This is a genomic window from Leisingera sp. MMG026 (assembly GCF_021654205.1).
In the GTDB taxonomy this organism is placed as follows: Bacteria; Pseudomonadota; Alphaproteobacteria; order Rhodobacterales; family Rhodobacteraceae; genus Leisingera.
Genome location: NZ_JAKFZM010000020.1, coordinates 1 through 12,788, shown reverse-complemented (window position 1 = coordinate 12,788; position 12,788 = coordinate 1). Strand labels below are relative to the sequence as shown.

The following is a 12,788-nucleotide window of genomic DNA, read 5'->3' as shown; positions in this document are numbered from 1 at the left end:
CTTTTCGGCTGTCGAATGGAGCGGGCGAGGCGATTCGAACGCCCGACCCTAACCTTGGCAAGGTTATGCTCTACCCCTGAGCTACGCCCGCGCTGCCATTCGATGAGCCGGTGTTTAGGGCGTTCCCAAACAGGCCGCAAGAGGAAATTTGAAGGTTTGCGCAGGTATCTGTGGATAAGCGTTATTCTTCATTTTCCAGAAATGTCCTGAGCCGGATTCGCAGGGCAACCCGATCCTTGGTTTCGCATTCCCAGACGGTCAGCACCTGCCAGCCCGCGGCCTGCAGGGCGGCCAGCTGCTCCGCGTCGCGCTGGGTGTTGCGCAGCAATTTGGGTTCCCAATAGTCGCGGCGCGATGCTGGAATGCGCCCGTTGCGGCACTCATGCAGATGCCAGAAACAGCCATGCACAAAGATCACTTTGCGACGCGGGCCGAACACCAGATCAGGCTTGCCGGGCAGGTCTTTGCGGTGCAGCCGGTAGCGAAAGCCAAGCCCGTGCACCATCCGCCGCACCAGCATCTCCGGCTTGGTGTGCTTGCCGCGGATCTTTGCCATATTGGCACTGCGCCGCTCGGGTGTCAGGCTGTCGGCCATTCCACGTGATGCCTGGATTGTTCCACCATGCGGGCATGGTAGCTGCTTTCAATCCGGCAGGAAACAAAAGCACTGGCCGGGCAGGGCGGCAGCTCCAGCGCCTTGATCAGCTGGGCGTCCTTCTGGCCCTCCAGCAGCACGATCTGCTCGCGGGCCAGAATATCGCGGGTGCCGTGGCCGCCATCGGCCCGGATCCGGCGCATGAAGTCCTTCTGCTGCGCCACCGCCTCCACCACGTCGCGCGGAATCGGGCGCCCTCGGATCAGCCGGAACAGCTGCGCCATCCGTTCATTGCCCGTGGCGCCCGCAAAGATCTGCTCCACCGCCGCCTCGTCCGCGATACGCCAGAAATTGGCGGGGTAAGGCTGATCCTTCAGCAGCCACAGGATATGGCGGAACCCTTCCGCCGAAATGCTGCGCTTGGCGTCCTTGTTCTGACCAGCTGTCAGGTATTCACGCCGGGCAATGACCAGCCCCAGATAGCAGCGCGCCCGCACCTCATCCGCCGCCACCAGCAGGCAGGCGCAGTCCAGCGCCTCGGTCGGGATCATCCAATTGCTGCCCATTGTGTGCTTGATGTCCACGTCCCGGCCCAGGATCTCGGTATCCAGCCGCCCCTTGCGCAAGCGCAGCAGCGCCCGCAGCTCAATCTCGACCCTGGTGCCGATATAGGTCTTTTCGGTCTTCTCAAGTTCTTCATAGGCGCGCCGCCCGGTCTTGGGCGTCATGATCACATCGTCAATGCACTGGCGCAGCATCTGCGGCACGTCGTGTTCCAGCGCCAAGGCACCGCCTGCACGCGTCGTGATCTCCTCCGCCAGTTCGCAAAGGACTGTGAAATCCGGGTGGCCGGGACGGACAAGACTGTCGGGAAGTTTCTGTTTCATACAGCGTTCCGCCCGGACAATAGGCCGGGCAGCGCCCGACCCTGCCCACGGGAGGACGCTTCGCACCCGTCCAGGGCCGGGCGCTGCCCTTGGCTCTGGACTGACGGGGAAGCTTTAGGCCCGCACAGCATGCAGCTTCGGCTTGGCAATTGCCGCCCTCAGCTCGCGTGCAACAGCTTCGGCCACCGGCGGTGGAAAGGCGTTGCCGACCTGGCGGTAGGCATTGGTTTTGGCACCTGTGAAATGCCACGCGTCCGGAAAACCCTGAATACGCGCCACCATCCGCACCGTGAGGCGCGGCATGTCGTTGTGGAACGGGTCCGGCGCCTCATAGGCGATTGTGCGCCCTTCAACCCCCAAGGCCGCCCAGGCCCGCCGCGCCCGGGTCGGGCCCAGATCAGGCCCGCCGTGTTTCTTGGAACCGCCGACGATGGTGGGGGCAATTTCATCCGCCTTGGCGGCCCAATCCTCGGCGCCGCGCCAACCGCGTTCCTTCATCAGGTCGATGAGGGTGGCACCAACGGTCGGCGGGTTGTACGGCAGCGGCTCAGGCCAGTTGAACTGGCCGGCGAACTCTTTGCGCAACGCAACAATTGCAACCCGCGGCCGCAGCTGCGGCACGCCGTAATCCGATGCATTCAGCAGCCGCCAATCGGTCTCATATCCCAGTTTCGACAGCTGCTTCTTCAGCTTTTCGCGGTAGTCATGGAACACCGCATCGAGAAAACCGCGCACGTTTTCGATCATCACTGCGCGGGGGCGGGTGGCATCGACAATCTCAATCGCGTCGTCAAACAGGTTGCGCTCGTCCTTTTCGCCCAGCTGCTTGCCGGCGACGGAAAACGGCGGGCAGGGCAGGCCGCCGGCCAGCAGATCGATGCCTTTATAGTCGCCCGCAACGTCTTTAAATTTACGCACGTCTTCTTCCAGCACATTCCAGGCGGGGCGGTTGTGGCGCAGGGTGGCGCAGCAATGCTTGTCGATCTCAACCAGCGCCGTGTGGTCAAAGCCCGCCGCCTCCAGCCCCAAGGCCTGGCCGCCCGCGCCTGCGCATAGTTCTACCGATGTCAGCATTCTGCTCTGCCCGTGTGTTCGTGTTCTTGCTCTGTTCCTATGCGCAAAGGTGATTCCGCACAAGGATTTCTGCTCGGGGCAGGGTACGCGCAAATCGCCAAAAGCGAAAGGCCGCCCCGAGGGACGGCCTGTTCGTTTCCAGATGGAGCGGGCGAGGCGATTCGAACGCCCGACCCTAACCTTGGCAAGGTTATGCTCTACCCCTGAGCTACGCCCGCGCTGCCATCCGGTGAGCGGTGATTTAGGGCGTCGCCGTCCGCGCTGCAAGAGGAAAACCGGCGGCAGATGAAAAAAATCTGCACCCGCCGCGACGGAAGCGGCCAGACTGTGCGTTTCACTCACAAACAAGCGGAACTTTTCAGGAGGGATTGGATCATGCTTTGGAAGGACTGCCTGCGGATCACTGGCCTGGGTGCGGCAATTGCCTTGGGTTTGCTTGCGCACGGCGTGCAGCGCCACAGCACACCGCAAGCGGACAGCTGGGCCGGCCAGATTGATGGGATAAAGCCAGTGCAGGTTGAAACCGTAACCTTGCCGGACCCTGAAGCATTCAACGCCTGACATTGAGGTAAACCGTTTCCCGGCGCGGTAAACGGCCAAAAATCCTGCGAGGATTTTCGGGTGATCCCAGTTGCGGACCGCCCCGGTTTTCCGGGCGGAAAAACTGGCCGGAAAACCGGCCTGACTTCCCGCGCAATTCCGCATTGGCCGCGCAATAGAAAAAGGGCGCCCCTCCAACCGGCAGGGCGCCCCTTCTTTCTTTGTGCCAGCTGAGAAGTTTACTCCAGCTCGACCAAAAGGTCCTTGGCGTCGATCTGGGTGCCGGCCTGGACGTGCACGGCCTTGACCACCGCGTCGCGTTCGGCGTGGATGCCGGTTTCCATCTTCATCGCTTCGATGGTCAGCAGCATGTCGCCCTCGTGGACCTGCTGGCCGACCTGCACCGCGACCGAGGCGACAACCCCCGGCATTGGCGCACCGACATGGTTTGCATTGCCAACTTCGGCCTTGGCGCGCTGTTCGGTCGAGGCCTTGACCAGACGGTTCGGCACCCGGATCACGCGGGGCTGGCCGTTCAGTTCAAAGAAGACCTTCACTTCGCCCTTCACGTCGGTCTCGGAAATCGCCTGCAAGCGGATCTCCAGGGTCTTGCCCGGATCGATCTCGGCGGTGATCTCCTCGCCTGGCTCCATGCCGTAAAAGAACGTGCGGGTCGGCAGGCTGCGCACCGGGCCGTACTGGCGGTGGCGGCCCATATAGTCCAGGAACACCTTCGGGTACATCAGGTAGCCGTTCAGGTCCTCGTCATCGACGGTGAAGCCTTCCAGCTCTTTCGACAGCTCGGCGCGGACCGCTTCAAGGTCCACCGCGTCCAGATGCGCGCCGGGGCGTTCGACATTGGGCGCTTCGCCTTTCAGCACCTTGGAGACGATGCCCGCAGGGAAGCCGCCCGGAGGCTGGCCCAGGTTGCCGCGCATCATGTCGACAACCGAGTCGGGGAAGGCCACATCGCTTTCCGGGTTCTCGACCTCATCGCGGGTCAGGCCCTGGCTGACCATCATCAGCGCCATGTCGCCAACCACCTTGGACGACGGTGTCACCTTGACGATATCGCCGAACATCTGGTTCACGTCAGCATAGGTCTGCGCCACATCAGACCATTTCTCTTCCAGACCCAGACTGCGGGCCTGCGCTTTCAGGTTGGTGAACTGGCCGCCCGGCATCTCGTGCAGGTACACTTCAGAAGCCGGCGCCGCGAGGCCCGATTCAAAGGCCGCATACTGCGCCCGCACTTGCTCCCAGTAACCCGAGATCTCGCGCACTGCTGCGATGTCGATGCCGGTATCGCGGTCGGTGTTGCGCAGGCCTTCGACGATGGAACCCAGGCAGGGCTGCGAGGTGCCGCCGGAAAACGCGTCCATCGCCGCGTCCACAGCGTCTACACCGGCATCCGCAGCGGCCAGAATGGTCGCCCCGGCAATGCCCGAAGTGTCATGGGTGTGGAAATGGACCGGCAGGCCGACCTCTTCTTTCAGCGCCTTGACCAGCTGGCGGGCCGCGGCGGGTTTCAGCAGGCCCGCCATGTCTTTCAGGCCCAGAACATGGGCGCCTGCGGCCTCCAGCTCCTTGGCCATGCCGACATAATACTTCAGGTCGTATTTGGCGCGGTTCGGGTCCAGGATGTCGCCGGTATAGCAGATGGTGCCTTCGCAGACCTTGCCGCTCTCGACCACGGCGTCCATCGCGACGCGCATGTTTTCAACCCAGTTCAAGCTATCGAAGACGCGGAACACATCGACGCCGGTCTTTGCGGCCTGGCGCACGAATTCCTGCACCACATTGTCCGGATAGTTGGTATAGCCGACGCCGTTGGAGGCGCGCAGCAGCATCTGGGTCATCACGTTCGGCATCCGCTCGCGCAGATCGCGCAGGCGCTGCCAGGGGCATTCCTGCAGGAACCGGTAGGCCACATCAAACGTCGCGCCGCCCCAGCATTCCACCGAGAACAGCTGGCTGAGGTTCTGCGCATAGGCCGGCGCCACCTTGATCATATCGATCGAGCGCATCCGGGTCGCCAGCAGCGACTGATGCCCGTCGCGCATGGTGGTGTCGGTGAGCAGCAGCTGGCGCTGCGCCTTCATCCAGTCAGCAACGGCTTGCGCGCCCTTTTGCTCCAGCAGGTTGCGGGTGCCATAGGGCTGGTTGCCCGGCTCCGCATGCGGCGCGCGCGGCTCTTTCAGGTCGGCGGCGGGCGCCGCGCGGCCTTCGGTCTCGGGGTGGCCGTTCACCGAAATGTCGGCAATATAGGTCAGCACCTTGGTGCCGCGGTCGCGGCGGCGCTTGAACTGGAACAGCTCCGGCGTCTCGTCGATGAACTTGGTGGTATAGGTGTTGTCGAGGAAGGTCGGGTGCTTCAGCAGGTTCTCGACAAAGGCAATGTTGGTCGACACTCCGCGCACCCGGAACTCGCGCAGCGCGCGGTCCATACGGGCAATCGCTTTTTCCGGGGTCTGCGCCGAGGCGGTGACCTTGGTCAAGAGCGAGTCATAATAGCGGGTGATCACGCCGCCCGCATAGGCGGTGCCGCCATCCAGGCGGATGCCCATGCCGGTCGCGGACCGGTAGGCGGTGATGCGGCCATAATCGGGGATGAAGTTGTTCAGCGGATCCTCGGTGGTCACCCGGGTCTGCAGCGCGTGGCCGTTGAGACGGATGTCATCCTGGCTGGCTTTGCCGGTGGCCTCGGCCAGGGTTTTGCCTTCGGCGATCAGGATTTGCGCCTGCACGATGTCGATGCCGGTGACCTCTTCGGTCACGGTGTGTTCCACCTGCACCCGCGGGTTTACCTCGATGAAGTAGAACTTGCCGTCATTCATATCCATCAGGAATTCGACAGTGCCGGCACATTCATAATTCACATGCTGGCAGATCTTGCGGCCCAGATCGCAGATCTCGGAGCGCTGCTCATCGGTCAAATAGGGGGCAGGCGCGCGTTCGACAACTTTCTGGTTGCGGCGCTGCACCGAGCAGTCGCGCTCAAACAGGTGGTAGATCTCACCATGCTTGTCGCCCAGGATCTGCACCTCGACGTGGCGGGCGCGGATGATCATCTTCTCCAGATAACCCTCGCCGTTGCCAAAGGCGGCTTCCGCTTCGCGGCGGCCTTCCAGCACTTTCTCTTCCAGCTCATCTTCGCTGTGGATCGGCCGCATGCCGCGACCGCCGCCGCCCCAGGACGCTTTCAGCATCAGGGGGTATCCGACCTCAGCCGCTTCCTTGCGGATGGCGTCCATGTCATTGCCCAGCACCTCGGTGGCGGGAATGACCGGCACGCCGGCTTCAATCGCAACCCGGCGCGCACTGGCCTTGTCACCCAGCGCGCGCATGGTTTCAGCCTTGGGGCCAATGAATGTGATGCCGTTGCGCGCACAGGCATCGACAAAGTCCGGGTTTTCCGACAGCAGGCCGTATCCGGGGTGGATCGCATCGGCGCCGCATTCCTTGGCAACACGGATGATTTCGTCAATCGACAGATAGGCGGCCACCGGGCCCATGCCTTCGCCGATCCGGTAGGCCTCGTCCGCCTTGAACCGGTGCAGGCCGAGCTTGTCTTCCTCGGCATAGACGGCGACGGTGCGTTTGCCCATTTCGTTGGCGGCGCGCATCACGCGGATGGCGATCTCACCACGGTTGGCAATCAGGATCTTTTTGAAGTCGGTCATTTCACCCTCGGGGTCCGTGCAAGTTGGTGCAGTGTTAGGCGGATACTAACGAACCGCACAACCGTAGTTCTGGGTATTTCCGGCATGATTGCGCTCTCAAGCGGCCTCTTTTGTCATTCCTCATCTGCTGTTTGCCCGCTGCCCGGTCTAATCGGGGGATTGGGGGCATGGCGCTAACAGGTGCAGATTCTGCTGGAATTCTGCACTTGCAGCATGATTTTGTAACTATTTTTCTGCGTCGCAGCGGGCAAATGATGCAACTGCTGCGTCATTTTGGCGCAATTCCTCGGATTTTGTCCGAATTGCGCCAAATCTGCGTGCAATCAGTCCAGTTCACGCTGCTGCAGGTTGCGGATTTCACCAAGGCAGGGCAGGCCAAGCTGGCTCATATTCGCCTGCATATCTTTGGCAAGCATATCAATCAGGTGGTCCGGTCCCACAGTGCCAAGTGCCGCCAGCGCATAGTGGAAGGCGCGGCCCAGCATGACAAAATCCGCCCCCAGCGCCAGCGCCCGCAGGATATCCAGCCCGCCTTCGATACCGCTGTCAAAGATCAGCGGCAGATCCACCGCGGCGCGGATGTCCGGCAGCAGATCGATGGCGGCGGGGCAGCCGTCGAACTGACGGCCGCCGTGGTTGGATATCCAGACCGCATCGGCGCCGGCCTCCTGCAGCTGCACGGCATCTTCGGCGCGCAGCACCCCTTTGATGATAAAGGGGCCGTCCCAGTTGCGCCGCAGCCAATGCACATACTCCCAGTCCGGCGAGGTGCGCAGCAGATATCCGATATGGGCGGTTGGCGGCAAATTCACCTGCTCGCCTGAGATGTATTTGTCCAGCGTCCGCATCCGCGGCATGCCCCGCCCTTCAAGACGCCGGCGCGCCATTCCCAGCGCCCAGGCCGGGCGCTGCGCGATCTGCGCCAGCAGCCGCGGGGTCAGCCGCGGCGGCTGGGTCAGGCCGGAGCGGGTCTGCCGTTCGCGGCGCGACGCTGCTGGCACATCCACCGTCAGCACCAGCGTCTTGAAACCGGCATCCCGCGCCCGCGCCAGCAGGTCGCCGCGGATGGTCTCGTCCTTGGGCGGGTAGAGCTGAAACCAGGCATCATCGCCCAGATGCGGCGCCAGATCCTCGGGCGATTGGCTGGCAACCGTTGACAGGCAATAAGGAATGCCGGCCGCAGCGGCGCTACGGGCCAGGGTAGCTTCGGCATCGGGCCAGATCAGGCCGGACATGCCCACGGGCGCAATGCCAAAGGGCAGGGCAGGGCGGCGGCCAAGAAACGGCACCGCAAGGTCCGGCTCCATCGGGCCATGCAGCACCGAGGGCAGAAACCCTATGCGGTCCAAGCCCGTCCGGTTCCGGGCCCGCGCCGCCTCAGCCCCGGTGCCGCTGTCCAGATAGTCCCAGACAAAGCGGGGCAGCCGCCGCTTGGCGCGGCGCTTCAGGTCTTCAAGGCCGGGGTATCGCTGATGCAGATCCATGCGGGCATTGGTACGCGGCGGTGCGGATTCCGCAAGAAAAAGCGCCGCCGCCCGATGGTGCCGGGTCACGCCCTATGCAGCCGCGCCCTTGGCATCGTCCTGCGCGCCGCCGGTATCAGACCCGGCAGCCGGATTGCGGGGCACCGGTGCGGCGCTTTCGGCAACAGAGACCTGGTTGCGGCCCTTTGCCTTGGCGTCATACAGCGCTTCATCCGAGGCGCGCAGCAGATCCTGCGGCATGGTGCCATGGGCCGGATAATGCGCAACACCCAGTGATATGGTGATCCGCGGCAGTGCCTTTTCGCCATAGCGCACAACAACGTCTTCCACGGCCTGGCGCACCATCTCGGCCTTGGTCATCACATCTTCCTGGCTGGCGCCCGGCACGATCAGCGTGAATTCCTCGCCGCCGGGGCGGCAGGCCACCTCGTCGCCGTCGCAGGCCTGTTCCAGCACCGACCCCACCGCGCGCAGCACCATGTCGCCGGCGTCATGGCCGTGGTTGTCGTTGAATTTCTTGAAGTGATCCACATCGATAGAAATAATGCTCAGCCGCTGGCCGCTGCTTTGGCTGGCATTGATGCTTTTGCGCAAGGTCTCCGTCATGTGGCGGCGGTTGAACAGCCCGGTGAGCGGATCGCGCACCGACTGGTCATGCAACTGGTCGCGCATCCGCACATTGGCAATCGCCATCGAGATCTGCTCGGCGCACATCTGGGCCAGCTTCTTGCTGCTGACGAATTCCGGGCATTCGTCCTTGATCGCCTGCAGGTGCATCAGGCCGACGGTCTCGCCATGGGCCAGGATCGGAAAGCAGTAATAGCGCCTGCCATCATGCGGCTCGGCGTGCTCGCAGACAAATTCAATCTCCGAAGATCCGAATTCATAGGTCCGGCCCCGGCGCAGGCCCCAGCATTCCTCGGGGTGGATGTGGTCCTTGTGGCTGCCGCCGTTCCAGCTGGCGCAGCCGTCCAGCACATCGCGCGAATTGGAGTAGACATAAACACTGCCCTCAGCGGTCGGCAGAATATGGGTCATAAAGCGGGCGACCATATCAAACAGCTCATCCAAGGAGCGGCTGGACTGCAGCCATTCATTCAGCTCCCCCAGCAGCTGAACTTCGCGCGCCAGCCGCAGCTGCTCGTCCAGAATGCCGCGCTCGGTCTCATTGCGCTGGCGCAGCTGATTCATGCTGAACCGGTTGGTTTTGAACACCACATAGACCGCAATGGTCATAGCCAGTAGTGCAATTGAGGTCAGCACGATCAGCGACAGCTGGGCGCGGCGGATGAAGGTCTGCCGCAGGTCGGTGATGTCGGTGTAAAAGTCGATGGCCCCGTCGAAATGCCCGTTATGCATCAAAGGCACATAGACCTGTGCAACTTCCCGTGTGATACTGCTGTCGTATCCGTTGCTTTGCAAAGGGAAGCCGTCCACCTCATACGCCGGCAGTGCGTTGTGCATGTAGTAAAACTCGCCGCGTGCAACCTGTGTGGAAAAAAACGCATTGGTTTCATATTCCCCGATCTCGTCGCTGCGCGAGGACCAGAAAATCTCACCTGCGGCTGTCAGCAGGCGGTAGCGGAAAACATCCGTCTCCTGTGGCAGCAGTGACAGCATGTGGGCATCATGAGGCTGGACGCTGCCCTCTTCAAAGGAGTCCTCGACATCGGCCAGGTGCAGGATAACCCGCTGCTGCCAATGCTGGGCTTGCTTGCGAATGTCGTCCTCCAGCATCCGGTCCACAATTGGAGCCGGTACTGCGAAAACGGCCCAGATAGACGCAGCCGTGGCCACGATCAGGACAAGGATCAGCGACATGCTGCGGATCTTTTCCGCAAGGCTGGATCTCAAATTATTTTTCATATTCCGGTGCCAAAAGTAGTTAGTATTAATGCGGTTGTGCGCTCCTGCGAGTGTAGGCGGGATTGATTGCGGTACCGTTAACCTGACATAAGCGTTAAGGAATTTTTCTGCGGCAGCATCCTTGGGCGGGGCTTGAAACGGGTCTGGCCGGGACCGACATTGACCCGTGAACAGACTGTGAACGTCCTCTTTCCGCCGCGCTTGAATCAGGCTAGGATCACCCGCATGAGCAGCTTTGACGAAATGGACGCCTTTGAAGGCGCATCATTGTCGGCCCGCGCCATGGGTGCGCGGCCGATGCCCTATCTGGACAGCCTTAACCCGGCGCAGCGCGAAGCGGTGGAGTGCCTGGATGGTCCCGTGCTGATGCTGGCGGGTGCCGGCACCGGCAAGACCAAGGCGCTGACGACGCGGATTGTGCATCTGCTCAGCACCGGCCGGGTGCGCCCGAACGAGATCCTGTCGGTCACCTTCACCAACAAGGCCGCCCGCGAGATGAAGGAACGCGTGGGCGGTATGCTGGGGCAGGCGGTCGAAGGCATGCCGTGGCTTGGCACCTTCCATTCGGTCTGCGTGAAACTGCTGCGCCGCCATGCCGAACTGGCGGGCCTGAAATCGAATTTCACAATTCTCGATACCGATGACCAGATCCGGCTTTTGAAGCAGCTGATCAAAGCGGAAGGCATCGACGACAAGCGCTGGCCCGCGCGGATGCTGGCAAATATCATTGACGACTGGAAAAACCGGGCGCTGACACCGGATAAGGTGCCGGCCGGCGACGCCAGCGCCTACAACAACCGGGGCACGGAGTTTTATGACCAATACCAGACCCGCCTGCGCGAGCTGAACGCCGTCGATTTCGGCGACCTGCTGCTGCACATGGTGACGATCTTCCAGAACCACCCGGACGTGCTGGAGCAATACCAGCGCTGGTTCCGCTACATAATGGTGGATGAATATCAGGATACCAACGTGGCGCAGTACCTGTGGCTGCGGCTGCTGGCGGGCAAGCACAAGAACGTCTGCTGCGTTGGCGACGACGACCAGTCGATCTATGGCTGGCGCGGCGCCGAAGTGGGCAACATCCTGCGGTTTGAAAAGGATTTTCCTGGTGCCATGGTGGTGCGGCTGGAACAGAACTACCGCTCCACCGGGCATATCCTCGCTGCCGCCTCAAACGTGATCCGCGGCAATCAGGGCCGCCTGGGCAAGGAACTGTGGACGGCTGCCGGCGACGGCGAAAAACTCCGCTTGATCGGCCATTGGGACGGCGAGGAAGAAGCCCGCTGGATCGGTGAAGAGATCGAGGCGCAGCAGCGCGGCACCCGCGGCCAGGCTCCGATTGGTCTGAACAGCATGGCTATTCTCGTGCGCGCCTCGCACCAAATGCGCGCGTTTGAGGACCGGTTTCTGACCATCGGCCTGCCATACCGTGTGATCGGCGGCCCGCGTTTCTATGAGCGGCTCGAAATCCGCGATGCGATGGGTTATTTCCGCGTTGTGGTCTCCCCCGACGACGATCTGGCGTTTGAACGCATCGTCAACACGCCGAAACGCGGCCTTGGCGACAAGGCGCAGCAGACCATCCAGGGCCTCGCCCGTGAAAACGGTGTGTCCTTGGTCGAAGGGGCGCGGCTGGCGGTTGAGGGCGGGTATATCAAGGGCAAGGGCGGCGGCGCGCTGCGCCAGCTGGTCGAGGGCATTGCCCGCTGGGGCCGCATGGCCGGCGACGCCGACATCACCCATATGGAACTGGCCGAAATCATCCTGGATGAGAGCGGCTACACCACCATGTGGCAGAACGACAAAAACCCGGATTCGCCCGGCCGTCTGGAAAACCTCAAGGAACTGGTGAAGGCGCTGGAAAACTTCGAGAACCTGCAGGGCTTTCTCGAACACGTCAGCCTGGTGATGGACAATGACAAGCAGGACGCCGACGAGAAGGTCTCGATCATGACCCTGCACGCCGCCAAGGGCCTGGAATTCCCCGCCGTGTTCCTGCCGGGCTGGGAGGACGGTCTGTTCCCCTCGCAGCGCTCAATGGATGAAAGCGGCCAGAAGGGGCTCGAGGAAGAACGCAGGCTGGCCTATGTGGGCATCACACGGGCCGAGCAGATCTGCACCATCTCTTTTGCCGGCAACCGGCGGGTATTCGGCCAATGGCAATCACAGCTGCCCTCGCGTTTCATCGACGAGCTGCCGGAGGAACACGTTGAGGTGCTGACCCCGCCGGGCCTTTACGGCGGCGGCTATGGCGCTGCGGCACCGGGTGGTACTATGGGCGGCGGGCAGGTGCGCTCCACCATCGAAGTGAAAATGGCACAGGCCGATGGCTACAACTCACCGGGCTGGAAGCGGATGCAGGCCCGTGCAGGCGAGCGCGGGATGTCGCAGCCCAAGGAGAACAAGCATCAGGTGATCGACCTCACTGCCACGTCCAGCTTCACCCTGGGCGAACGCGTGTTCCACCAGAAATTCGGTTATGGCGCGATCACTGGTATCGAGGGCGACAAGCTGGAAGTGGACTTTGAGAAGGCAGGTATCAAGAAAGTGGTCGCCCGTTTCATCTCGGCCACCGACGACGTGCCTTTCTGATGAACCCCTTAACGCCGGATTGACCGGCGGATCGGATCGCGCAGCGATCCGATCCGGGCGCAGG

Annotated in this window: 8 protein-coding genes and 2 tRNA genes; 2 read left to right on the top strand and 8 right to left on the bottom strand. The window is 62.4% G+C overall.

What is annotated here, in order from left to right; translation table 11 throughout:
- Nucleotides 1–16: 16 nt before the first annotated feature.
- The 5 genes from L1069_RS12575 to L1069_RS12555 all read right to left on the bottom strand — a co-directional run bounded on the left by L1069_RS12575 (nt 17) and on the right by L1069_RS12555 (nt 2,774).
- Nucleotides 17–91, bottom strand: a tRNA-Gly gene (locus L1069_RS12575).
- Nucleotides 92–181: 90 nt separating this feature from the next.
- Nucleotides 182–595, bottom strand: coding sequence for a DNA mismatch endonuclease Vsr (gene vsr / locus L1069_RS12570; RefSeq protein ID WP_237455893.1), 414 nt, complete (start codon nt 593–595; stop codon nt 182–184).
- Nucleotides 580–1,482 carry a NaeI family type II restriction endonuclease gene (locus tag L1069_RS12565; protein WP_237455892.1) on the bottom strand — a complete coding sequence of 301 codons (903 nt, stop codon included), beginning with the start codon at nt 1,480–1,482 and terminating at the stop codon, nt 580–582. The genes vsr and L1069_RS12565 overlap by 16 nt, the downstream gene beginning before the upstream one ends.
- A gap of 114 nt (nt 1,483–1,596) precedes the next feature.
- Nucleotides 1,597–2,556, bottom strand: coding sequence for a DNA cytosine methyltransferase (locus tag L1069_RS12560; protein WP_129371495.1), 960 nt, complete (start codon nt 2,554–2,556; stop codon nt 1,597–1,599).
- Nucleotides 2,557–2,699: 143 nt separating this feature from the next.
- Nucleotides 2,700–2,774, bottom strand: a tRNA-Gly gene (locus L1069_RS12555).
- A gap of 157 nt (nt 2,775–2,931) precedes the next feature.
- Here L1069_RS12555 and L1069_RS12550 point away from each other — a divergent pair.
- A complete protein-coding gene (locus L1069_RS12550) occupies nt 2,932–3,117 on the top strand; it encodes a hypothetical protein (RefSeq protein WP_129371494.1) in 186 nt (61 codons plus the stop codon).
- A gap of 218 nt (nt 3,118–3,335) precedes the next feature.
- Here L1069_RS12550 and L1069_RS12545 read toward each other — a convergent pair whose 3' ends face one another.
- The 3 genes from L1069_RS12545 to L1069_RS12535 all read right to left on the bottom strand — a co-directional run bounded on the left by L1069_RS12545 (nt 3,336) and on the right by L1069_RS12535 (nt 10,129).
- Entirely contained in the window at nt 3,336–6,779 is a 3,444-nt protein-coding gene (locus L1069_RS12545) for a pyruvate carboxylase (RefSeq protein ID WP_237455891.1), read from the bottom strand.
- 323 nt (nt 6,780–7,102) lie between these two features.
- Nucleotides 7,103–8,263, bottom strand: coding sequence for an alpha-hydroxy acid oxidase (locus L1069_RS12540; protein ID WP_237455939.1), 1,161 nt, complete (start codon nt 8,261–8,263; stop codon nt 7,103–7,105).
- 72 nt (nt 8,264–8,335) lie between these two features.
- Nucleotides 8,336–10,129, bottom strand: a complete 1,794-nt coding sequence (locus L1069_RS12535) for a diguanylate cyclase (RefSeq protein ID WP_237455890.1) — start codon at nt 10,127–10,129, stop codon at nt 8,336–8,338.
- A gap of 225 nt (nt 10,130–10,354) precedes the next feature.
- Between L1069_RS12535 and L1069_RS12530 the strand changes: the two genes are divergently transcribed.
- Nucleotides 10,355–12,724 (top strand): UvrD-helicase domain-containing protein, encoded by a 2,370-nt coding sequence (locus tag L1069_RS12530; protein WP_237455889.1) that lies wholly within the window; start codon nt 10,355–10,357, stop codon nt 12,722–12,724.
- Nucleotides 12,725–12,788 lie beyond the last annotated feature (64 nt).

Excerpts from the sequence above, each read along its gene's own strand:
- L1069_RS12545 (WP_237455891.1), bottom strand. The coding sequence starts at position 6,779 with ATGACCGACTTCAAAAAGATCCTGATTGCCAACCGTGGTGAGATCGCC.
- L1069_RS12530 (WP_237455889.1), top strand. The coding sequence starts at position 10,355 with ATGAGCAGCTTTGACGAAATGGACGCCTTTGAAGGCGCATCATTGTCG.
- L1069_RS12550 (WP_129371494.1), top strand. The coding sequence starts at position 2,932 with ATGCTTTGGAAGGACTGCCTGCGGATCACTGGCCTGGGTGCGGCAATT.
- L1069_RS12535 (WP_237455890.1), bottom strand. The coding sequence starts at position 10,129 with ATGAAAAATAATTTGAGATCCAGCCTTGCGGAAAAGATCCGCAGCATG.
- L1069_RS12565 (WP_237455892.1), bottom strand. The coding sequence starts at position 1,482 with ATGAAACAGAAACTTCCCGACAGTCTTGTCCGTCCCGGCCACCCGGAT.
- L1069_RS12560 (WP_129371495.1), bottom strand. The coding sequence starts at position 2,556 with ATGCTGACATCGGTAGAACTATGCGCAGGCGCGGGCGGCCAGGCCTTG.
- L1069_RS12540 (WP_237455939.1), bottom strand. The coding sequence starts at position 8,263 with ATGGATCTGCATCAGCGATACCCCGGCCTTGAAGACCTGAAGCGCCGC.
- vsr (WP_237455893.1), bottom strand. The coding sequence starts at position 595 with ATGGCCGACAGCCTGACACCCGAGCGGCGCAGTGCCAATATGGCAAAG.